Consider the following 23,911-nt stretch of genomic DNA (forward strand, 5'->3'; position numbering starts at 1 on the left):
TTGTAACGATAAAACTGTGCTTTCACAAAACTCACATGTCCATCCTGTTGACACAGTTCTATAGAATACCGTATAATACTTTTATATCTTAAATCAAGCGATGAACGGGTATAAAGGTTTACAAATCCTGCTTTCAGAGAGTTGCCGGCCGGTGTGAGGCAATAGAGGTTGTACGCTGACACTCTCCCGCGAGCTTCGGTGGCGAATACAGCAGTAGTCATCGACGGTGGTTCCGTTATACCCGAAACGAGTCCCAATTAGGGTGGTACCGTGTTATGAATATAACGCCCCTTTGAGCAACGACAGTTGTTCTGAGGGGCTTTTTTATTGTAAAAGTCTAGTAAAATTACTGATTTAATTGTATCTACTTAGGATTAGCCGAAATAGCGTTGAAATCGGCGGTTTTACTAGACTTTCACAATGAATAGATGTAATAAGGGAATATGTTTTATAGGATAAAAGGTGAAGATTATGGAACAGAATCGCGTATATTTCTTCGATACAACCCTTCGTGATGGGGAACAAACACCAGGTGTGTCTTTACAAACTCCTGAAAAAATTGAAATTGCGAAAGGCCTAGTACGCCTCGGCATCGACGTAATCGAGGCTGGCTTCCCAGCAGCATCCCCTGGGGATTTTGAAGCAGTACAAACAATTGCACGCGAAGTGAAAGGTGCAACAATTTGTGCGTTGGCACGTGCTAATGAAAAGGACGTACAAAAAGCGATTGATGCGTTGAAAGATGCGGAACGCAGCCGTTTACATGTGTTCATTGCTATTTCCGAACTTCATATGGAATATAAATTAAAAATGACTCGCCAAGAGGTTTTGGATAAGGTTAAATCTGTATTGGCGTATGCAAAAGGTAAAGTTGATGAAATCGAGTTTTCCGGTGAAGATGCAGCACGCTCTGATTTAGATTTCGCGTGCCAAGTATTTGGTGTTGCCATTGCTGGTGGTGCAACGATTATTAACGTACCAGATACAGTAGGTTACATGAACCCTAACGAATTTGGTGACAAAATCCGTTATATTAAAGAACATACACCAGGTATTGAAAATGCCATCATCTCTGTTCACTGCCATGACGACTTAGGCCTTGCCAATGCGAATACGTTAGCTGCTATTAAAGCAGGTGCACGTCAAGTAGAAGGCACAATTAATGGTCTAGGTGAACGTGCAGGTAATGTAGCAATTGAAGAGGTTGTTATGGCTCTTAAAACACGCCATGATTATTTCGATGACCTTCAAGTGAATATTGATACAAAACAATTTACGAAAGTATCTAAACTTGTGAGCCGTTTAACAGGTGTTGTAGTTCCTCCAAATAAACCAATCGTAGGTTCTAACGCCTTTGCTCATGAGTCTGGTATTCACCAACATGGTATGATGAGCAACCCTGAAACGTATGAAATCATGACGCCTGAGTCCGTAGGTGCTGAAAAAACAGATCTCGTATTAGGTAAACACTCTGGCCGTCATGCCTTTGCCGATCATTTGGCAAAACTTGGATTCCAATCTTTCACGGAAGAGAAAATCAATGATCTCTTCGGTAAATTCAAAGAATTGGCGGACCGCAAAAAACAAGTATACGATGATGATATCGTAGCCCTTGTAGTAGATAATCTTCACCACAAAAAAGCATTTGAACTCGTGGCTCAATACTACAAATTGGGCGAAAAAGGCTATGCCTATGCTGATGTTCGTCTCATGACTCCAGAAGGTGAAAAAGCCGATGCAGCCGTTGGTGATGGCCCAGTAGACGCATCCCTTAAAGCGGTTGAACGTGTGGTTGGCTTGCCAATCAGTTTGAAAGATTACCAAATCCGCGCTATAACAGCTGGTAAAGATGCCCTTGGGGAAGCAACTCTCAAGGTAGAATATAACGGTCGTTTGTACCATGGTCGTGGTATCAGCACCGATATTGTTAAATCAAGTGTAAATGCATATATTAATGCAGTAAACTCAGTATTCCTAGCTATGGAGCTAGAACAACAGGAGGAAGAATAATATGGGTATGACCATTACTGAAAAGAATATGGCTCGTCATGCGGGTCTTGATGTTGTAAAGCCAGGCCAAATCATCGAGTGTCATTTGGATGCGGTATTGATGAACGACATCACATTCCCACCGGCTCGCAAAGAGTTCTTAAAAATCGGCAAACCTGTATTTGATCGTCATAAAATCTACTTGGTGCCTGACCACTTTACACCAAATAAAGATATTCAATCCGCTACACAAGCAAAAGTAATGCGCGATTTCGTACGCGAACATGGCATTACGAACTACTTTGAAGTGGGTAGAATGGGTATCGAGCACGTTATTTTGCCAGAAAAAGGTCTTATCGGTCCTGGCGAAATGATGATCGGCGCTGACTCCCACACTTGTACATATGGTGCGGTGAATGCATTCTCCACAGGCGTAGGCTCCACTGATGCGGGCGTTGCTATGGCAGAAGGTAAAACTTGGTTCAAAGTGCCTGAAACAATCAAGGTTGAACTTATCGGCAAACCTAATAAATGGGTAACTGGTAAGGACGTAATCCTCGATTTAATCGGTCAAATCGGTGTAGATGGCGCTCGTTATATGGCTCTTGAATTCGCCGGCGAAGGCGTACAGCATATGACTATGGCTGATCGTCTTACAATTTGTAACATGGCTATCGAAGCGGGCGGTAAATGTGGCGTATTCCCTTACGATGCAATTACTGAAGAATACATCAAAGGTCGCGTAAATCGCTCTGTTGAGCCAATCGTTTCAGATGCTGATGCGGTATATGCCCAAACTATTACAATCGATTTGTCCAAATTGCAGCCAGTTGTAGCATTCCCTCATTTGCCATCCAATACGCATTACATCAACGAAATCGACAAGGATATTAAAATCGATCAAGTTATCATCGGTTCTTGTACAAATGGCCGTTATGAAGACTTGGTAGCAGCTGCGGAAATCTTCAAAGGTCGCAAGGTGGCTCCATTCGTTCGTTGTATCGTAATCCCTGGCTCCCAAGATGTATACGACCAAGCTATGAAAGATGGTTTGTTAGACATCTTCATTCAAGCTGATTGCGCTGTGTCCACGCCAACATGTGGTCCTTGTCTAGGCGGTTACATGGGTATCATGGCTGCAGGGGAACGCACAGTTTCCACAACAAACCGTAACTTCCGTGGTCGTATGGGTCACGTTGATTCTGAGGTATATTTGGCAAGCCCTTACGTGGCGGCAGCAAGTGCTGTATTAGGCCGCATTGCAGGCCCTGAGGAGGTTTAACATGGATTTTGAAAGCAAGAAAATCTGGCGCTACGGCGACGATGTAGATACAGACGTAATCATTCCGGCTCGTTACTTGGCGATTGCCGATTGGAACGAATTGGCTGAACATGCGATGGAAGATATTGATACTACATTCGCTCCTAATGTGAAAGCTGGCGAAATCATGGTAGCTGGTAAAAACTTTGGTTGTGGTTCCTCCCGTGAACACGCCCCAGGCGTTATTAAAGCTAAAGGTGTGCCCGTGATCATTGCACACTCCTTTGCGCGTATCTTCTTCCGTAATGCTATCAACATCGGTTTACCAGTTGTGGAAATCGGTGAACAAGTTGATCGTATCGATGCAGGCGATGCAATCGGCGTAGACTTGTCTAAAGGTATCGTGTACAACTTGACGAAAAATGAACAATACCAAGGGACGGAGTTGCCACAATTCATTCAAGATATTGCGGCAGCCGGTGGTCTTGTAAGTTTTGCTAAAAACCGTAAGTAGCAGAATGAAACGAAACACGTATCTCAAGCCTCCAAAGCGAGCTAAGTCGGTTTCGACACGTGTTTCGTTTCCAACGATTCTACTTTTGTGTAGCAAAACTTAAAATTCCTCTAGCTAACAATATCTTGAATGGATTTGTGGCAGAGGGGGAGTGAGGAGCGAGCTAAGTCAGTCTTAAGGGATATGCCAGCTCTTGTCCCATTAAGTTCTATTGCGATTTCTTCGCAAAGGGCACTGAGGGAGAGCATGAGGTTTGCAATCTTTAACTATATATTGGAGAGGTAATATGAGCGAAAAGAATATCGTATTGATTCCTGGTGATGGTATCGGTACTGAGATTATTGCTGCAGCGAAGGCTGTGTGTGATGTGGCTTTTGAGAAAGCCGGTATAAAGGTTAATTGGATTGATAAGAAAGCGGGCGGTGCGTCTATTGATGCATACGGCGTGCCTTTGACTGAGGATACTATCGAGGCTTGTAAAAATGCTGATGCTGTATTGCTTGGTGCTGTTGGCGGTCCTAAATGGGATAATGTAGATCCGTCTATCCGTCCTGAAAAGGCAATCCTAGGTCTTCGCAAGGAGCTTGGTTTGTTCTGTAACTTGCGTCCTGTGAAAATCTATCCATCTTTGCAAGAGTATTCTCCGCTTAAAAAGGAGCTCGTACAAGATGTAGATTTCGTTATCGTTCGTGAGTTAACTGGCGGTATTTATTTCGGTGAACGTGAAGAGGCACAAGGTGAAGGTGCTAATGAGTTCGCTTGGGATAAAGAAACATACAGCCGTTATGAAGTAGAACGCATCATGGATATCGCTATGGAAACAGCTCGTAAACGTAACAAAAAGGTCGTATCCGTAGATAAAGCAAACGTATTGGCGTCTTCTCGTTTGTGGCGTAAAATCGCGCAAGAGAAAGCGGCTGCTAATCCAGATATTGCAACAGATTACCTTTATGTAGATAACACCGCGATGCAGCTCGTTGTAAATCCTGCACAGTTTGATGTTATCGTTACGACAAACTTGTTCGGCGATATCTTGTCCGACGAAGGTGCTGTTATTTCCGGTTCTATCGGGCTTTTACCATCTGCATCCATGGGTACCGGTACTGCATTGTACGAGCCAATCCACGGATCTGCACCGGACATCATGGGCAAAAACTTGGCGAATCCGTTGGGTACAATCTTGTCCGCTGCGATGATGTGCCGTCATTCCCTTGATTTACCTCAAGTGGCTGACGCTATTGAAAGTGCTGTAGAACAAGTGCTCGTTGATGGTTACCGCACTGGCGATATCTACCGTGAAGGGTTGAAACGCGTAGGTACAACAGAAATGGCGCAAGCCGTAATCGAACGTTTATAAAAGTAATGAATTAAGATTCCTGAAAGGTATTAACGTGAGTTACGTCATTTTTAAAATCGTATTATAAGCGTTAAGATATAGGTATTATAATATATTTGTCCAATTAAAAAAGAGAAGGTTGTAAGGCCCTCTCTTTTTTTTGTAGGACACTAGCGGTATACGTAGTTGTTCTTCATATATTAGAGTGCTATATTGGTAGATGTATGGCAAAATATTCTTTAAGGAGGCCTTTATGAATTCTTCGATGTATCGAAATTTAACCATTACTGCTTTATTGATGGCATTAGCCATCATGATTCCTATCGTGATGCCTTTGAAAGTTGTGATTCCACCGGCATCGTATACATTGGCGAGTCATGTTCCTATATTCCTAGCTATGTTCTTATCTAGAAAGATGGCAGCTTGTGTCGTGATAGGTTCTACGCTCGGCTTCTTTGTAGCAGGGTTCCCACTTGTTATCGTTATGCGTGCTGCATCTCATATCATCTTTGCCTTGATGGGGGCTTACTATATTAAACATCATCCAGGCGTATTAACAGGGGCTCTATCCTTTGTTGCGTTTAACCTTGCTTGTGCTATCGTTCACGCTATTGGTGAGGTACTAGCATGCCTATTGTTCTATACTACCACTACGATGCCAAACATTGATCTCATCTACGTTGTATTTGTTCTTGTAGGTGGCGGTACCATCGTTCATAGCTTGGTTGATGGATATATTGCATTATATATCTATAAAGCTATCCCTGGACTATCTAAATCGGGTAATAAATAATCATATAATTACATATACTCGTAACCACTCATGGGAAATCGATGTGTACTAATGTACGGCATGTGATTACCTATGAGTGGTTTTTATAATAATTCTCAAAACTGTACCTACAGGTACAGACTTAATTGTGTGATATCGATATAATAAAACTATAGTTAATGACCGATTTATGTTGTATCCATTGATATAACATTTGGCCATATATTTGGTATTATCGGTGAAAGTTGCTTCTATCATTCGTGTTTCTATATAGGTTCATTAAAAAAATCTGAGTTAAGCACGTCAACTTTCACAGAACATGGAGGTTATTATGAGAAAGCACATTAAAAACAATGTTTCTTGGGTTGGCAAAATCGACTGGGAATTGCAAGAGTTCCACGGTTCTGATTACAGTATTAATAATGGTTCAAGCCAAAATGCCTATTTGATTGAAGAGGAGAAGACTGTCCTCATCGATACTGTGTGGAAACCTCATTCCTCTGAGTTCATTGATAACTTGGAATCCGAAATCGATTTGAATAAGATTGATTTCATCGTATGTAACCACGGCGAAGTAGATCATAGTGGTTCTTTGCCTGCGTTGATGGAAAAAATACCTAATACGCCAATTTATTGTACCGAAAATGCAGTTAAGTCCTTGGTTGGTCAATATCATCATCCAGAATGGAATTTCAAAACTGTTAAAACTGGTGACTCCGTAGATATCGGGAACGGTAAATCCTTGGTGTTCGTAGAAATGCGCATGCTTCACTGGCCTGATTCCATGGCGACTTATATGACAGGGGATAATATCTTGTTCTCCAACGATGCATTCGGTCAGCATTTTGCCGTAGAAGAACTATGGGCGGATAAGGCCGATCAATGCCGTCTATGGGAAGAGGCGATGAAATATTACGCTAATATCTTGAATCCATTCTCTCCATTGGTAAAAGCTAAAGTTGAAGAAATTCAAAAGCTTAACTTGCCAATCGATATCATCGCTACTAGTCATGGCGCCATTTGGCGAGAAAATCCAATGCAAATCGTAGAAAAATATTATGAATGGTCTCAAGCGTACCAAGAAGATCAAGTCACAGTTGTATACGATACTATGTGGGATGGCACCAAGAAATTGGCCCATAAGATTGCTGAAGAAATTGCTAAGCAATCCCCTGATACACGTGTTAAGATTTTTAACATTAGCAAAACCAATAAAAATGATATTATGACGGAAGTCTTTAAGTCTAGAGCGATTGCTGTAGGCTCTCCAACAGTGGGTAACAGCGTATTATCTGCTGTAGCTGGTTGGCTCGACTTCTTGCGTGAGTTGAAATTCAAAAATAAAAAGGCTGCTGTATTTGGTACCTATGGCTGGTCTGGTGAATCTACAAAGGTACTCCGTGAAGAGTTGACTAAATATGGATTCTCTGTAGTAGAACCTGAAATCAAATGCAACTGGAACCCAGAAGAATCCGACTTTAATAAAGCAGAAGCACTTGTAAGTGCATTATTAGCATAATTACATATAATAAAGAAAGATTCTTGTTATAAAACCCCTATTTTTGATATGTACCCCCTTTACTGGATAATCAGTAAAAGGGGTATTTTCATGAAGAATAGGGGCCTTCTTTTTTTAAACATATACATAAAATATTAGTCAATATAAATTGTATTTGTCATGTTTATTCTCATAACATTCTCGTTAGCGTTTTTTGGGGCACCGATTTGCATTGATAGATACTGGCGCTATAGAAATATAAAATTATAATAAAATGTTAAGTTGTTGATTAAATATACAAAACAGTTTAATTCACATATAATTCATGAATTAAGTGTGAATGTGAATTAATGAGGATATAAGGTATATTTTGCGTACTTATAAGGTGGTTATTTATTTATAAGTTATACAGTTTGTTATATGAGAAAAGTTTACAAAGTTGCGAAAAATTTAACTCATAAGGGGAAATAATGAGTAAAATTTATTTCCCTGTAAAGCTAGGAATAAAGCGGATTTTGATAGGTATAAAGACTTGGTAATTTGGTTTGTGTTAGAAAAAAGGGTTGTGTATATCGTAAAACTTTGATATGCTATGCGGGTAATCGACAATATAAATTTTTCTTAAACTGATTAGGGGTATTTCTTTATGCTAATTTAGAATATGCGCCTGTTCAGACCGAGGTGAGAGACGGAACATAGAGAGAATGAAAAATTGTATTGTAATTTGGATAATTTTTTAATTTAGTGAGGGTGTAAGATGAGAGAAATGAAACATTCCAAAAAATTAGCATTTGCTGTATTGGCTGCTGTCACTGCTGTTGGTGCGAATGTTAATCCAGTAGACGCTGCTTCTGTTGTAATGGACAACACTAATGTTGTTACAGGTGCTAATAATGCAGTTGCGTATGGTAGTGGTAATACTGTAAAAGAATCTGATGCAAACTTCCGTGATCGTGATTATGAAAATGAGCCAGATGATGCTACAAAGAGAACTAGTGACTGGAAAAGTAATTCTGTCGCTATAGGTGTTAACAATACTGCAGCAGGTACCTCTGCATTAGCAATGGGGAATTCTTCCAAAGCGTTGATGAATGAATCTATTGCTATTGGTCATTCTGCTGAAGCACAACGTACATGGTCTACCGCTATTGGTACTCGTGCAAAGGCTTCCGAAGTTCGCTCACAAGCTATTGGCTATGAAGCACTAGCGTCTGGCTATAAATCTAATGCGATTGGTTCTAGCGCACAAGCAACCAATAATCATTCTGTTGCTATGGGTTCCTCTGCTCTTGCATCTGGTGATCATGCTCAAGCATTTGGCGCTGGTGCACAGGCAACTAACGTGCGTTCTAATGCGTTTGGTTCTGATGCAAGTGCTACAGCTGACTATGCTATGGCGATTGGTGATCATGCAAATGCAACACATTTAAACTCTATCGCTTTAGGTACAGGTTCCACTACAAGTGAAGCTACAGCACAAAGTAGTGCAACAATCGCTGGTCATACGTTCGGTGGCTTTGCTGGCGTAGGTTCTGCTGCTAATGGTTCCGTGTCTGTAGGTAAAGTTGGTGCTGAGCGTCAAATTAAAAATGTTGCGGCTGGGGAAATCTCCGCTACTTCTACAGATGCTGTAAACGGTAGCCAATTATATTCCGTAGCTAATGACTTACAAACACAAATCAACAATTCCACACCTGGCCAAATCAATAACAATATTAAGAACTTGACTAGTCGTGTTGGTACTGTTGAAAGACGCGTTAATAAAGTAGGTGCAGGTTCTGCTGCATTGGCTGCATTGCATCCATTGGACTTCAACCCAGATGACAAATGGACAATTGCTGCTGGTTATGGTCACTACCATAATGCTAACTCCGCTGCGTTGGGCGCATTCTACCGCCCTAACGAAGATACAATGTTCTCCGTTGGTGGCACTGTAGGTACTGGTGAAACTCAATTGAACGCAGGTGTATCTATTCGCCTAGGTAAACGTTCCCCTGAATCCCGTTCCCGCGTAGCTATGGGTCGTGAAATTGCTGAATTGAACGCACGTCTTCAAGATATGGAAAACAAATATAATAACTTGTTACAAATCTTGACTCCACATGCAATTGATCCAAGCAAAACTGCTGAATTCCCAGACGTTCCTCGCAACCACTGGGCTTACCAATATATTAGCCAATTGGCTGGTAATGGTATCCTTGTTGGCTACCCTGATGGCACATTCAAAGGCGATGTTAAGATGACTCGTTACGAATTCGCTACCATGTTGTACCGTGCACTTCAAAATGGTGCTCCTATTGACGAAAATATGAAACGTGCATTGAATGAATTCGGTCCTGAATTACAAAATATTCGTCTTAACCACTTCCGTGTTGATCGTATTTCTGGTGATGATAACGATCGTCATAAAACTGAACGTGTTCGCGTTAATAACGAACCTAAAAATGAACGTGACGTATACGGTTCCCGTATATACAATAATCAATAGAATTAACTTTTCTAGAGTTTGTAAAAGTTCAAAACAGGATGTATCTTTGATACATCCTGTTTTTTTGTCTAAATTTTTTTGTGGTATTGTGCTTATTTTATAGGAATTCGTCAATTATGGTTAGACGGAATGAAATCATTGACTGAAATTTAAATTGTATTCTGCTTATTTTTATACAAACACTCTTTCGGTTGAGAATTTGGACCTTTTATTTATTTGATACTTAGTATGGTTGAGGGTTGGTCTATATATTACATTATTGCATATAAGATTTCCTTTATAGATATTATGATTTCATATAATATTTATGTAAATATATTGCAAATAAATACATATAGGTGTATAATTACTTTCACAAAGTGAATTAATATACGTAGTTTGTGAATAAAATATAGATATGAGGGAAAGACCATGAAAGAATTTAGACAATTAACAGTAGCAGACACAGCAGAATATCATAAGGTACTAATCGACGGTTATGCAGCTATAAAAGACTATCCTATTAGCTTCGACGCTATTGATTTTACGGAAGAGGAATCTAAGGAGTGGATTGAAAATTATCCTGTATACGGCTTGTATATTGATGGGCAATTAGTTAGTTCTATTACGTTTTGTATGCCTTGGGTGAAATACTCAACACCGGATAAATATCCGCATATTGCTCATTTTGTAACAGCACCAGCTTTCAAAGGCAAAGGGTATGCACGGGAAGTCTTGGGCTATGCAGAGGAGCTTTTAAAAGAACAGTTTAAAACGCATATTGTTACATTAGGAACGGCTAAGGAGCATCCGTGGTTGCCTAAAATGTATGAATCCTTTGGGTTTACGGCATATGATAAGGTTCATTTTAGAGGAAAACAGCATACAACTATATTATTTAAGAAAGAATTAAATTAATTAAGAAAGCGTTATATTAATTATGTAAATTACCTTGTACTCTATTTGAGTGTTTTATGCTCTGATCGCAGATCAGGGACATTCACTAAATTTAGATACAAGGTATTTTTTTGTGTAAGATTATGACTATTCAGTATATAATATATACATATAACGTATCTTTATGGTTATATGTGTTATGGATGATTTGTAGAAAGGATGTGACCATATGTTGATTTTGTCTGGTATTTTAGTGATGGTCATCGGTCTGATGCTGCGCTTTAATGCCTTGTTAGTTGTCGTAGCCGCAGGCTTTGTAACGGGCCTTGCAGGTGGTCTCAGTATTAACGATATCGTTGGTGCTATTGGAGAGGCCTTTGTTAAAAATCGTTATATGTCATTATTTATTTTGATTTTACCTGTTATCGGTCTTATGGAACGTCACGGCTTGCGTGAACGGGCAGAAATTTTGATCAGTAAGATCAACGCTGCTACGGCAGGTCGTATCTTTATGATTTACTTATTTGTGCGTCAAGTAACTGTAGCCTTTGGCATTAACATGTCCGGTATGGTTGCTATGGTTCGTCCATTGATTGCTCCTATGAGTGAAGCTGCGGTAGCTCAAGGCCGTCCAGTATCTCAACGTACGCTTGATAAGGTGCGCGGTGTGGCTGCTTCTGCAGATAATATAGGTAACTTCTTCGGTCAAAACTTATTCCTTGCTGCTGGTGGGTTATTACTCATCAAAGGCGTTATGGAACAATTAGGTTATTCTGTAGAATTAACAGATATGGTATTGTACGGATTGCCAACTGCTGTTTGTGCCTATATCGTTAACTTTATTCGCTTTATTATCTTTGATAAAACAATTCAAGCATCTGTAGCTCGTGACGAAGCGGATATGAAAGCTGGTAAATTAGTACCTAATGAGTTAAATATTCTTGTTACACCAGAAGAATTGAAGAAGGAGGCTGAATAATATGTTAGAAATATTCTATAAAATGCAGCCCTTAGATTATGTATATCTTCTCGTAGGGATTATTCTATTTATCTTTGCTATTCAATCATTTCTAGATAAAGAACATAAATATCGCATTGGTACAGGCTTATTTTGGCTCTTATATAGCGTAACCTTTATCTTTGGTTCTTATCTCTCCAAGGAAATTAATGGTTGGCTTGTCATTGCTATGGCGGCTATTGTATTAGTAAAACAACTCGGCAAAGGCCATTACTTTGAATCTCCTATCGAATTCAAAAAAGGCGAAGCTGTTCGCATTGGTAATGTTATCTTCGTACCAGCGTTACTTGTTGGTATTATTACATTCTTCATTGGTTTCTTTACTAAGTTAGGCGCTCTTGTTGGTCTAGGTATTGCCGCAATCATCGCTATGTGTGCTGCTCTTTTTATTACAAAGGGCGAACTTAACCAAGGTTTCCATGAAGGTCGTCGTCTTATCGATGCTATCAGTTGGACTGCTATTTTGTCCCAGTTATTAGCGGCTCTTGGGTATCTATTTAATTTGGCTGGCGTTGGTAAACTTATCTCCAGTGCAGTCGCAAGTGTAGTACCAGCAGATAATGTATTCCTCGTTGTTGTGGCTTACTGCATCGGTATGGTTATCTTCACAATGATCATGGGTAACGCCTTTGCTGCATTTGCGATGATTACAAGTGCCATCGGTATCCCAATGCTCGTTGTAGCTCATGGTGCGAACCCTGCGGCTGTTGGTGCTATAGCAATGCTTGCAGGCTATTGCGGTACTTTGATGACACCTATGGCTGCCAACTTTAACATCGTACCGGTAGCGCTCCTTGAAATGCGCGACCAATACGGCGTTATTAAAGCACAACTTCCAATTGCATTGATTATGCTCGTATTGAATATTCTATTAATGTATTACTTTATTTAACCCTTTTCTGTGAAAGCACGATATGCTTATGAAACTATATGATATATCTTCTAAGGTTATATATCATGTTTAATTGTTCTAATGCACCATAAGATATCGTTATGAGGTAGTGTGATGAAAACAATTTTGATTACCGGTTTTGATCCATTTGGCGGTGAACCTATTAATCCGGCTTGGGAAGCGGTCAAAACAATGGATGGTTATACTGATGGTGATTACAAGGTAGTGACACAAATGGTTCCTACCATTCGTTATAAATCTGTTGATACTGTAAAAGCAGCGGCTGAACAGTGCCAACCAGATTTTATCCTGTGTGTAGGTCAAGCAGGTGGTCGTCCTGATATTACAGTGGAACGCGTTGCTATTAACTGCGACGATTTTCGCATCCCAGATAATGGGGGCAATCAACCGGAAGATGAGCCTGTTGTAGCCGATGGCCCTAGTGCCTATTTTGCGACATTGCCCATAAAAAATATCGTCAATGCGTTACATCAAAACGGTATTCCTGCTAAGGTCTCCAATACAGCGGGAACCTTTGTATGCAATCACTTGATGTATGGTGTATGTCACTATGCCGCGCAAAAGGGCAATATTCAGGCGGGCTTTATGCACATCCCATACTTGCCATCCCAAGTGGTGGATAAACCAAATCAACCTAGCATGGCTGTTGAAACTGTACGTGCCACATTGGAAACCATCGTTCATGTATTAGCTCATGGTGAAAGTTACAAGGCACAAGATATTAACTATACAACACCGCACGAATAAAAATATTATCAATACTAGTGTTTATTCAATACACATAATGTTTACTTAACATATAATATTTACATTTACATAACGCATAATTAAAAAGCTCGAGTTATATCTTAGAAATGATATAGCTTGAGCTTTTTAATTTTTAATGATCATTATAAAAATAAAAATACCTACTATTGACATAGGTTTTTAAATAATATAATATAGGTTTATATTCATATTAAGTTAGTAGGAATAATTGAGGTATACAACAGAAGCTTTTACCATAAAAGGTGGAATAAAGCTCATGGGGATGACCTCTATAAGGAGTATAGAATGAGTGAACATGTAGATGTAAGTAACATTAAGGATCCTACCATTGCAGCGGCTCGGAAAGAGGTTGAGTTCCAACGCGCTATGAATCCTTGTCCCATCGATTTTTCTGAGTTTCAATCTAGTAACCCTCGTTCTCAAGGGGAGCAGAAGGAGTATGAAGGTAAAGATGCATCGAATTTTAACCGTCGTCAAAAATATTCTGATAGTGAAGAGCCTCAATTCACAACACCTTTTGGCAGTGAACCAGGGTTTTTACCTGTAGAGAAAGATCGTTATCGTCTTGTATGGTCTAAGCATTGCCCTTGGGCTCACCGTATTGCTATTGCCATCGATTTGCTCGGACTAGATAAAGTGATTTCAAAAGGTACGGTTGATCCATTGCGTCCTGCAGGTGTAATTGCAGACTGGTTCTTTACCCTTGATAAGGATGAAAAGGACCCTGTATTGGGCATTCACTCCTTAGGTGAAGCGTACCGCAAAGGCGACCCTAACTACGATGCACGCTCCACAGTACCGGCTATCGTAGATGTTACAACAGGTGCGGTAGTAAACAACGACTACCATGCGTTGACTACTGAGTTGGCATTGGGTTTTAAAGATTTCATCTCCCCTGATGCGCCAGATATTTACCCAGAAGAATTGCGTGCTGACATCGATGCATTGAATGTTATCATCTACGCTGACTTCAACTTGGCTGTAAACTTGGCAGCTCTTGTAACAAACCAAAAAGATTACGAATATTACTATGATCGTATCTTTGCTCGCTTAGATTGGCTCGAAGAACGCCTTAGCAAGCAACGTTACTTGATGGGGGATACCATTACAGACCCTGATATCCGTATTTTCCCAACATTAGCGCGCTTTGATCTCGTGTTCTACCAAAAATATTTGGTGAATAAAAAACGCCTCGTAGACTATCCAAATCTTTGGAACTATGCGAAGGATTTGTACTCTAATCCAGCATTCGGTGGCACAACAGACTTCGACTCTATGCGTAAACGCTTCTACTATGTAGACCATACGCCATTTGAAGACCTACCACGCCTCGTTCCAAAAGGTCCAGACGACTCCATTTGGTTAGAACCAAATGACCGTGCTGAAAAATTTGGTAAATAATAGATTGTATAGATAACTGAAAGGGGGCCCCATGGATTTAGTAACACAGACGATTGTGAACCACATAGAACAAACGGATGTGACGAACCGTGAGGACCTCCTGTCAGTGGCTCGCATTGCTTTTCTAGATTATTTGGCATCTCTAGCGCCGGCTGAGACGGAACAGGCCGTTCAAGATTTGGCTCGGTTCATCGGGACTAATGGAGAAAACGTATCTAAAGCCGATAAAGCTTTGTATTATGGCTTTGCCTCCCATTATTTAGATTCTGATGACGCCCAGGCAAATCTAGCAGGTCATTTCAGTACTGTTTTATACTCTGCTTTACTGGCAGTGCTCGAGCCGACGGATACATGGCACGAATTCTTTCGGGCCTATATCATCGGTGCCGAGTTAGAAGGGATTATTGGTTCCCTTATCAATCCTGCCCATCGGACCCAAGGATGGCATTCTACGGGGACCGTTGGTGTTATTGGGGCGGCGGCCGCTATAGGCGCTTTGCGAGGCCTTCATGGTGAAAGCTTGGCTCAGCTCCTGTCTTTGGCTGCTACTCAATCGGCGGGCATGTTCTTTCAAAGTGGCACAGATGGTAAGCCGCTCCATGCGGGACTGGCGGCACGCAATGGCGTATGGGCTTACGAACTGTTACAACATACATCACTGCGAACAAGTACAAAACCATTTGACCCTGAACGGGGTTGGTTTAAAACTATCGGTAATATTACCGTTACATCAAATGACATTGCTAGCCGTTGGCTAGCACCAGGACAACTCATTGATCCTGGTTTGTGGATGAAAGTTCACCCGTATTGCTCGGCAGCCATTTGTGGCGCTGAAGCAGCAGAAATCGTGGTACATAGACTATATACATCTTCTTCGTATGTGTCTAAACACAACTACCTTTCACCAGATACAGAGGAACAAGATCAATGTAGATTATGTACCACCCCCGATTTCTCCCTTTGGGATGAGATAAATCGAGTGACTGTTCACTTCCCACCTGGTGCTGATGCGGCATTGCGTTATACATCGCCAACAACAGGTCGAGAAGGGCAGTTTTCCATAGAGTACATCGTGTACCAAGTCCTCGCGTATGGGTCGGTACAGGATGAGTTGTTCAAGATAGATGCCATAGACACAGATGTACGAGACTGTATGTCGCGCATAGAGCGTGTCTATGACTTGCCGAAGGTATCTCAAACAGAGCGGATTACGAAAGTAACCGTTACCTTGAAAAATGGAGATACTTTCACAGAAACGGTGAATAATCCTAAAGGATCGCCGAAGAATCCTCTTACTATGGAGGATATACGCATTAAATTAGGTCTCACCTTGGAGGCTGACCAAATAGATAGAGTTATTGAGGCTTTTACCCATACAGATAAGGTAGAGTCATTCCTGCAAACATTGCGAAAAGAAGGAGTTTTACATGTTTAATACAAAGAAATTAACGAAATTATTCGCCATCGGCGCGTTGGCACTAGGCGTGCTTGTCGTAGCTGGTTGCGGTGACGATACATCTAAGGACGCAAAGGTAAATCCTGATGCTAAAGTAATTAACGTAGCTACACGCGGTACAGTTCGCCCCTATTCCTATACAGATGATAATGGCAACCTTACTGGTTTTGACGTAGAATTGTTGAAAGAAATTGAGCGTCGTAATCCAGACCTTCACTTCAACTTCAAGCCAATGGCCGTTGATGCTGCCTTTGTAGCAATGGATGCAGGCCAAGTGGACATGATTGCAAACCAAATGCGTCGCAACCCGACACGTGAAGCAAAATACTACTACACAAATGAGGTTAACAACTACTCTACACGTAAATTAGTAGTTAAAAACGATCGCAACGACATCTCTAAATTGGATGATTTGAAAGGCAAGAAAATCGCCGTTACTACATCCTCTGAGTTCAACGAGTTAGTAAAACAATTCAACGAAACAGCAAATCCTCAAATCGAAGTTATCTATACAGATAAAGCAGGTGCAGAAACATTAAACCTCGTTGCTACAGGCCGTGCTGATGCAGCAGGTGAGTATGAATACGTAATTAACTCTGCTATTAAAGACCGTGGCTTGCCACTTAAAGCCGTAGGTGATGTATTGGCCGTAGTACCAACTTATTTCTTGTCTAAACGTACAGATGACATGAAACAAGTAAACGAAAAAATCGATAAAACTATGAAAGAAATGCGTGCAGATGGTACGTTGAAAAAACTTTCTGAACAATATCTTGGTGGGGATTACACATTCGATCCAACACAAAAATAACGGATAGGCCGCCTTGGCGGCCTTATTCTATTATGTCTAGAAGCGAGGTGTTACTGTGGGCAAGTATTTTGATGTGTCCTACATGATCCAAGCGTTTCCACAGCTCTTGAATTATGTGCACGTAACGGTGCTTATCACCGTTATTTCTGCCATCTTAGGTGTTATTTTGGGCTCTATCATAGCCATCATTCGCCTCAAGAAGGTACCAGTATTAAACCAATTATTTATCGTATTTATCTCCTTTATGCGGGGCACTCCGTTCTTGGTACAGCTCTTCCTTATTTACTTTGGGGTACCAGAAATCATGTCCCACATGGGGCTTAACATGAAAAATGTGCCAGGCCTCGTATTCGTATACGCCGTATTTACATTGCACATTGCAGCTTACAGCGCTGAAATCATGCGCTCCAGTATTGATGCGGTGGCTCCTGGTGAGAAGGAAGCCGCTAAAAGTCTTGGTATGACCGAGTTCCAAAGCTATGTGCGCATCATCTTGCCGCAGGCTTTCACCATGAGCATTCCACCGTTGACGAACCTCGTTATCGGCATGTTGAAAGGGACGGCGCTCATTTTTAACGTCGGCGTTGTCGATATGATGCGTAAGGCGGACCTCATGGGCGGCAATAGTCAGCGCTATCTTGAGCTATTCGTCGATGCGGCCATCATTTATGGTATTCTAATTATCATCGTGTCTCTCTTGGGCCGATTGCTTGAAAAACGTTTTACCGTTGCGGGCAAGGAAACGCAACGCATTTTGATCAGTGAGGAGTAGGGGCGTATGGGACATATAATTGATTCAACCTATATTTATGGCACCTTCTTTGCTGTCATTCCTTATGTGAAAGTTACCCTCATGATTACCTTCCTCAGCGTTGGTTTGGGTACAATCCTAGGGTTATTAAGTTGCGTGCTACAACAAAATAAAGTGCCTGTGCTCAGTCAGCTCAGCTACCTATATGTATTATTGTGCCGTAGTATTCCGAACATGGTTCTCTTATACCTCGTGTACTATGGTTTACCAATTCTATTCCTCGCGCTAGAGGATCAAACAGGGGTGCATGTGCCCTTTGAAAAGGTGCCAGCTACCTTTGTAGCCGTTGTAGGTTTAACCTTGCACACAGGAGCCTATTTGAGTGAAATCTTCCGGGCTGCCTTACAATCGGTACCGAAAGGGCAAATGGAAGCGGCTCAGGCCATCGGTATGACTTGGTTCCAAGCGTTCCGTCGCATCGTATTGCCACAGGCTACAGTCTTTGCGTTGCCACTATTTACAAATCAGTTCCTTAACACCATGAAGAGTACGAGTATCGTATTTGTCATCACAGTTATTGAACTATTTGGCGCTGCAAAGTTATATACAGAGGAAAATTCACAATATTTTGAGGCCTACATCGTGGTGGCCGGTCTATTCTGGGTGATGGGGATTGTATTTGAATTTATCTTCCATCGTTTAGAAATCTATGCAAGCAAGTATAAACGAGGTAATGCATTATGATAGATATTAAACAAGTTCACAAATCCTTCGGGAACCGTGAAATTTTAAAGGGCATCGACTTACATGTGCCAACAGGGTCTGTAACGGTTATCCTTGGCCCATCCGGTAGTGGTAAGACGACATTCCTTAGAACGCTTAACTTCCTTGAAAAGGCCGATGCAGGGACAATGCAGTTAAATGATATTTCTGTAGACCTCCATAAAGCGTCTAACAAGGAAATCTTAAACGCACGCCGTAACACATCCATGGTGTTCCAATCTTATAACTTGTTCTCTAATAAGACCGTTATTGAAAATATTATGGAAGGCCTTGTAACGGTTAAGAAGATGAAGAAATCTCAAGCCCGTGAAATCGCACAACGCTTCCTCAAGGAAGTAGGCATGGAAGGCTATGATGATTACTATCCGGTACAACTTTCCGGTGGTCAACAACAACGTATTGGCATCGCTCGTGCCCTTGCGATGGACCCAGAGGTTATCCTCTTTGACGAACCTACATCAGCCCTCGATCCAGAGCTCGTAGGTGAAGTATTAGCTGTTATACGCAAGATTGCGAAAGAGCTCAAGGTTACGATGATTATCGTAACTCACGAAATTGGCTTTGCCAAAGAAGTGGCTGACCAAGTCGTATTTATGGAAGGCGGCGTCATCGTAGAACAAGGGGATCCTAAGGTTGTCCTTGAACATCCAACAGAAGAACGAACACGCAAATTCTTGAGCCGTTACCTTACACTAGATAGCGAACAGCCACTAGATAGTGCAGCTTTATAAATAGTACTGCTCTATAAAAATACTGCTCTATAAATAATGCAGAGCATAATAATGCGTGCTATCCTAGTAATATAGAAATTCATGGCGACCTAATATTTTTAGAATTAGGTCGCTTTAAACGAGGTACATATGAAAGAATTTAGACAATTAACCGTAGATGATGCGGCTGAATATCACGAGGTGTTAATTGCAGGATATGCGGAGAATAAGAACTACCCTATATCCTTCGATGCTATTAACTTTAGCCCAGAAGAATCTCGGGTGTGGATCTTAAAATATCCTGTATTTGGTCTCTACGTAGATGGCTCCTTGGTATGCTCTATTTCATTCCGCATGCCTTGGATTCCAAAGGCTACACCAGACGTATATCCCCACATTGCACACTTTGTGACGGCCCCTGAACATAAGGGGAAGGGCTATGCTCGTGAAGTCCTTGCCGAAGCAGAAGACCTATTGCGCAACGTATATAAAACACCAGCCGTAACACTAGGTACTGCTGCAGAACACCCATGGCTTGCCAAAATGTATGAAGGCTTTGGCTTTAAAGAATATAAACGGAAACAACTACCTGGAAAGGTACATACGACCATATTCTTTAAGAAAACACTGTAATAAGAACTCTAATTTTAAAGTCCTACCATACAAATAGCGACTAGTTAAGATAATCAACTAGTCGCTATTTTATTTTTACATATAGTTACGTTATAATAAATGAAATTGTTTTTGTCTGTGGAGTGTGAATAGTATGTATGAAATCGTAAATGAACCAAATTTAACAATAGCCTTTGATATGGATGTGGAGCTATCTGAATTTGGTGTGTTTGGCGTATATATTAAACGAGGCTATAATATCTGTTCCGGATGCATTGATCCTAGCGACTGGTCCGGAATTCGCAAAGGCTATCAAGAATTGGTTAATTTGTATGAGAACTGTAAAGGCAAAGCAACCTTTACCTATGTATTAACTGGAGAAGGGGATACTCTAACATTCTCGTTAGATCAAAAGGGTGCTTTGACGATAGATGTTACTATCTGTACTACTTATAATTACAAATGTAATATGACAATTGAAAGTTTAGATCAAACATATTTGCCAAAGTTTATTGAGTTTTTCGAAGCATTTTTGGAACGAGAGCCAAAATAAAAAGAGTCGCATCCTAATGATGCGACTCTTTTTTGTACCCAGTTTCTATTTACAATTATTTTGTAACAACTTTAAGATCTACAGGGATTTTAGCTTCTACAGCTTCGCCTTTGATCACTTTTTGAGCTGTATCAATAGCGATTTTACCCATTTGGTCTGGTTGTTGAGCAATTGTTGCAGCCAATGTGCCGTCTTTAACAGCTTTGTCTGCATCAGCAGTACCATCAAAGCCTACGATGAAGATTGTTTTGCCTGCGGATTTAGCTGCTTGGATAGCGCCCAATGCCATTTCGTCGTTATGAGCGAAGATAGCTTGTACGTCAGGGTTAGCTTGCAGAATGTTTGTTGCTACGTTCAAACCTTTTGTACGGTCGAAGTCAGCACTTTGTTTTGCTACTACTGTTAAGTCTTTGTCCGCTACGTTGTGGAAACCTTGGCCACGTTCACGTGTGGCGGAAGCACCAGGGATACCTTCGATTTCTGCAACTTTTGCAGCTTTGCCTACTTTATCAGCGATAAGTTGTGCAGCCATTTCGCCGCCTTTAACGTTATCGGAAGCGATGTGAGCTACTACTTTGCCTTTGTCAGCAGAGCGGTCAACAGTGATTACAGGAATGTTTTTAGCATTTGCTGCTTCTACGGAAGTAGAGATAGCTGCAGAGTCTACAGGGTTGATAATCAATACGGAAACGCCGCTTTCAAGCAAGTCGGAAATATCGTTTGCTTGTTTTGCAGGGTCATTTTGAGCATCAACGATTTTAACTTTAAGACCAAGCGCTTTAGCTTGAGCCTCAACGCCTTCTTTCATAGTTACGAAGAATGGGTTGTTCAATGTGGAAACAGAGAAGCCGATTGTGCCGGATTTTTTGTCGCCGCCGTTATCAGCGCTTTTACCACAGCCTGCTACAAGACCGATAACCATGATAGCCATCGCCAACAGTAACAATAGTTTTTTCATAGGAACCTCCTAGGCTTTCTTGCGGTCTGCAAGAACCGCCAATAAAATGACAATACCTTTTACAACTTGTTGATAGAAACTGGAAACGTCGAGAATATTTAACCCGTTGTTGAGGGTACCGATAATTAAGGCACCAATTAATGTGCCAACGATATGACCACGACCACCAGCAAGGCTTGTGCCGCCAAGAACTACGGCTGCAATAGCATCAAGTTCGTAGCCTGCACCTGCTGTAGGTTGTGCAGAGTTAAGACGAGAGGTGATGATTGCACCGGCGATACCACAGAGCATACCTGTTAAGGCATACACGAAGATTTTAACGCGGTCAATCTTGATACCAGCAATGTAACTTACCTTTTCACTACCACCTACGGCGTATGTTTTGCGGCCTAAGGATGTGCGGCTCAATACGAACCAGAGGATGATGAAAGCTAGGAACATTGTGATAGCTGGAACTGGAAGGCCTGCAATATCCCCTTGGCCAAAGCCATGGAATAGAGGGTCTTGCGTAAGGCCGGAGATTGGGTTACCGTCTGTGAATACCAATGTCGCACCACGGTAGATGGTCATGGTCGCCAAGGTAGCGATAAATGGAGCTACGCGGCCATAGGTGATAACGAGACCGTTAATACCGCCCAATACGAGGCCCGCACCTGCAGCTAAGAAGATAGCCAATACAGGGTCAGTACCAGTTACAATGAGGTTTGCCATCACTGCACTGGAGAGGGCGAGGATGGAACCAACGGATAAGTCGATACCGCCAGTTAAGATGACGAAGGTCATACCGAAGGCGATAATCGCATTGATGGATACTTGGCGCAACAAGTTACGCAAGTTAGAGAATTCAAGGAAACTGTCGTTCATGACAGAGATAATGATAAATAATAGGATGAGGCCGATGAGGGGGCCTAATTTTTTTACATATTGCAGAGCTTTGCTGTCCATTATTGTCCTCCTGTGGCTAATGTCATAATCGATTCCGGTGTTGCGTCGCTGCGATCCAAGATACCTGCTACGCGACCTTCATGAATGACCATGACGCGGTCACTCATGCCGAGTACTTCCGGCAACTCAGAGGACACCATGATAATGGACACACCATCGTTCGTTAATTCGTTCATTAAATCATAAATATCACGTTTCGCACCGATATCGATACCGCGCGTAGGCTCGTCCATGATGATAATGGATGGCTTTTTACCAACCCATTTTGCGATAACCACCTTTTGTTGGTTACCACCGGATAGGGACGATGCCGGTTCGTGAATAGATTGTGTTTTAACGCCCAGTTTTTTAGACAATTCGTCAGCAAAAGACGTAAGTTTGCCCTTATCTAGTACATGAGAGGGGCAAATTTCGCCAAGATTCGGCAATGTAATGTTAGAACCAATGGAGAAATCGAGGATCAAGCCTTCGCTCTTTCTATTTTCTGTGATGAAAGCAATGCCAGCCTTGATGGCATCTTCTGGTTTTTTACAGTTTAGGACGGAGCCGTTTACTGTTACGGTGCCGCCTTTGTGTTTATCTACACCGAAAATGGCGCGCATAATTTCTGTACGGCCAGCGCCCATGAGACCTGCTACGCCGAGAATTTCCCCTTTACGCAAGGAGAAGGAAATATCGTTGTCGAAACCTTCAGGTTTGAGGTTGTCCACGCTCATAACCACGTCGCCCGGTGTTGTAGTGCGAGCAGGGTAGAACTCGTCGATGGAACGGCCTACCATGTGACGTACCACTTCGTCTACGGAAATATCAGATGTTGGTTTAGTGATAATTGTGTGACCATCACGCATAACCGTAATTGTGTCACATTCGCTAAATACCTCTTCCATACGATGAGAGATATATACGATAGCAACGCCGCGTGCTTTCATTTTGTGCATCATGTTGAACAATGTCGCCGTTTCACGCTCTGTGAGGGCTGCTGTCGGTTCGTCCATGATGACAACCTTTGCATCTAACATCAAGATACGAAGAATTTCCGTCATTTGTTGGTGACCAACGGAGCAAAGGCCTGCTTCTGTTGTGAGTGGCAATTCGATGCCTAGTTCGCGGCATGTGTTTTCAGCCTCAGTGAGCATCGCCTTTTTGTCGAGCATACCAAATTTGTTGCGCTTTGGTCTCATTAAATATAGATTTTCTAACAATGTTAGATTTGGCCAAATGTTAAGCTCTTGGTGGATGAAGGCCACACCGTTTAGCTCGGCCTCTCTCGGGTTCGGGAAGGTTCGCTCTACGCCGTCGATGGTAATCGTACCAGCATCTGCCTTGTGAATACCGGTGAGGATATTCATGAGGGTGGACTTGCCGGCCCCATTTTCGCCCATCAAGGCGTGAACCTCGCCCTCCTTGAGGGTAATACTTACATCGCGCAACACTTGATTCGTACCAAATGCCTTTGCAATGCCTGACATAACAATTTCCATAACTACTCCTATATGAC

At 41.7% G+C, this 23,911-nt stretch carries 22 protein-coding genes and 1 other annotated feature; of the genes, 19 read left to right on the forward strand and 3 right to left on the reverse strand.

Annotation, left to right across the window (positions count from 1 at the left end):
* The first annotated feature begins 91 nt into the window (after window positions 1-91).
* Window positions 92-295, forward strand: a binding site (T-box leader).
* Between the two features lie 176 nt (window positions 296-471).
* From AAA071_RS06460 to AAA071_RS06550, 19 genes are all read left to right on the forward strand, one after another.
* Window positions 472-2,010, forward strand: a complete 1,539-nt coding sequence (locus AAA071_RS06460) for a 2-isopropylmalate synthase (RefSeq protein WP_205112760.1) — start codon at window positions 472-474, stop codon at window positions 2,008-2,010.
* Window position 2,011: 1 nt separating this feature from the next.
* Complete coding sequence (gene leuC, locus AAA071_RS06465) at window positions 2,012-3,271, forward strand: 3-isopropylmalate dehydratase large subunit (RefSeq protein ID WP_302132041.1); 1,260 nt, start codon at window positions 2,012-2,014, stop codon at window positions 3,269-3,271.
* Between the two features lies 1 nt (window position 3,272).
* Entirely contained in the window at window positions 3,273-3,764 is a 492-nt protein-coding gene (locus AAA071_RS06470; RefSeq protein WP_008603290.1) for a 3-isopropylmalate dehydratase small subunit, read from the forward strand.
* A 286-nt stretch (window positions 3,765-4,050) separates the two neighbouring features.
* Complete coding sequence (gene leuB, locus AAA071_RS06475; protein WP_302132044.1) at window positions 4,051-5,121, forward strand: 3-isopropylmalate dehydrogenase; 1,071 nt, start codon at window positions 4,051-4,053, stop codon at window positions 5,119-5,121.
* A gap of 232 nt (window positions 5,122-5,353) precedes the next feature.
* A complete protein-coding gene (locus AAA071_RS06480) occupies window positions 5,354-5,893 on the forward strand; it encodes a hypothetical protein (protein ID WP_012863703.1) in 540 nt (179 codons plus the stop codon).
* Between the two features lie 310 nt (window positions 5,894-6,203).
* The gene (locus AAA071_RS06485; protein WP_302132045.1) at window positions 6,204-7,391 is read left to right on the forward strand and encodes an oxygen-binding di-iron domain-containing protein; all 1,188 of its coding nucleotides are present in this window, start codon (window positions 6,204-6,206) and stop codon (window positions 7,389-7,391) included.
* A 736-nt stretch (window positions 7,392-8,127) separates the two neighbouring features.
* Window positions 8,128-9,858: an S-layer homology domain-containing protein gene (locus tag AAA071_RS06490; RefSeq protein ID WP_349234091.1), complete on the forward strand. Its 1,731-nt coding sequence runs from the start codon at window positions 8,128-8,130 to the stop codon at window positions 9,856-9,858.
* A 411-nt stretch (window positions 9,859-10,269) separates the two neighbouring features.
* Complete coding sequence (locus tag AAA071_RS06495) at window positions 10,270-10,755, forward strand: GNAT family N-acetyltransferase (RefSeq protein WP_004694271.1); 486 nt, start codon at window positions 10,270-10,272, stop codon at window positions 10,753-10,755.
* Between the two features lie 208 nt (window positions 10,756-10,963).
* Window positions 10,964-11,713, forward strand: a complete 750-nt coding sequence (locus tag AAA071_RS06500) for a DUF969 domain-containing protein (RefSeq protein WP_024062049.1) — start codon at window positions 10,964-10,966, stop codon at window positions 11,711-11,713.
* Window position 11,714: 1 nt separating this feature from the next.
* A complete protein-coding gene (locus AAA071_RS06505) occupies window positions 11,715-12,644 on the forward strand; it encodes a DUF979 domain-containing protein (RefSeq protein WP_349234092.1) in 930 nt (309 codons plus the stop codon).
* Between the two features lie 114 nt (window positions 12,645-12,758).
* Window positions 12,759-13,412, forward strand: coding sequence for a pyroglutamyl-peptidase I (gene pcp / locus AAA071_RS06510; protein ID WP_077707927.1), 654 nt, complete (start codon window positions 12,759-12,761; stop codon window positions 13,410-13,412).
* A 306-nt stretch (window positions 13,413-13,718) separates the two neighbouring features.
* Window positions 13,719-14,834, forward strand: a complete 1,116-nt coding sequence (locus tag AAA071_RS06515; protein ID WP_024062051.1) for a glutathione S-transferase C-terminal domain-containing protein — start codon at window positions 13,719-13,721, stop codon at window positions 14,832-14,834.
* Between the two features lie 31 nt (window positions 14,835-14,865).
* Complete coding sequence (locus AAA071_RS06520) at window positions 14,866-16,269, forward strand: MmgE/PrpD family protein (RefSeq protein ID WP_316073783.1); 1,404 nt, start codon at window positions 14,866-14,868, stop codon at window positions 16,267-16,269.
* Window positions 16,262-17,101: a transporter substrate-binding domain-containing protein gene (locus AAA071_RS06525; RefSeq protein ID WP_021147573.1), complete on the forward strand. Its 840-nt coding sequence runs from the start codon at window positions 16,262-16,264 to the stop codon at window positions 17,099-17,101. The genes AAA071_RS06520 and AAA071_RS06525 overlap by 8 nt, the downstream gene beginning before the upstream one ends.
* A gap of 55 nt (window positions 17,102-17,156) precedes the next feature.
* Window positions 17,157-17,873 carry an amino acid ABC transporter permease gene (locus tag AAA071_RS06530; protein WP_004697693.1) on the forward strand — a complete coding sequence of 239 codons (717 nt, stop codon included), beginning with the start codon at window positions 17,157-17,159 and terminating at the stop codon, window positions 17,871-17,873.
* A gap of 6 nt (window positions 17,874-17,879) precedes the next feature.
* On the forward strand, window positions 17,880-18,596 hold the full coding sequence (locus tag AAA071_RS06535; protein ID WP_004694252.1) for an amino acid ABC transporter permease: 717 nt from the start codon (window positions 17,880-17,882) through the stop codon (window positions 18,594-18,596).
* Window positions 18,593-19,366 (forward strand): amino acid ABC transporter ATP-binding protein, encoded by a 774-nt coding sequence (locus AAA071_RS06540; RefSeq protein ID WP_004694249.1) that lies wholly within the window; start codon window positions 18,593-18,595, stop codon window positions 19,364-19,366. Before AAA071_RS06535 ends, AAA071_RS06540 begins: the two co-directional genes overlap by 4 nt.
* Before the next feature lie 129 nt (window positions 19,367-19,495).
* Window positions 19,496-19,978 carry a GNAT family N-acetyltransferase gene (locus AAA071_RS06545; protein ID WP_278605107.1) on the forward strand — a complete coding sequence of 161 codons (483 nt, stop codon included), beginning with the start codon at window positions 19,496-19,498 and terminating at the stop codon, window positions 19,976-19,978.
* A 133-nt stretch (window positions 19,979-20,111) separates the two neighbouring features.
* Window positions 20,112-20,510, forward strand: coding sequence for a hypothetical protein (locus AAA071_RS06550; protein ID WP_278605106.1), 399 nt, complete (start codon window positions 20,112-20,114; stop codon window positions 20,508-20,510).
* A gap of 55 nt (window positions 20,511-20,565) precedes the next feature.
* Here AAA071_RS06550 and rbsB read toward each other — a convergent pair whose 3' ends face one another.
* Genes rbsB through AAA071_RS06565 form a run of 3 tightly spaced genes read right to left on the reverse strand, consistent with a single transcriptional unit; the run spans window position 20,566 to window position 23,894 of the window.
* Window positions 20,566-21,468 (reverse strand): ribose ABC transporter substrate-binding protein RbsB, encoded by a 903-nt coding sequence (gene rbsB / locus AAA071_RS06555; protein WP_101928634.1) that lies wholly within the window; start codon window positions 21,466-21,468, stop codon window positions 20,566-20,568.
* Between the two features lie 9 nt (window positions 21,469-21,477).
* Window positions 21,478-22,413, reverse strand: a complete 936-nt coding sequence (locus tag AAA071_RS06560; protein ID WP_287517747.1) for an ABC transporter permease — start codon at window positions 22,411-22,413, stop codon at window positions 21,478-21,480.
* Window positions 22,413-23,894: a sugar ABC transporter ATP-binding protein gene (locus AAA071_RS06565; protein ID WP_302132062.1), complete on the reverse strand. Its 1,482-nt coding sequence runs from the start codon at window positions 23,892-23,894 to the stop codon at window positions 22,413-22,415. The genes AAA071_RS06560 and AAA071_RS06565 overlap by 1 nt, the downstream gene beginning before the upstream one ends.
* Window positions 23,895-23,911: the final 17 nt, after the last annotated feature.

It is taken from the genome of Veillonella parvula (genome assembly GCF_040097785.1).
GTDB classification, from domain to species: Bacteria; Bacillota; Negativicutes; order Veillonellales; family Veillonellaceae; genus Veillonella; species Veillonella parvula_D.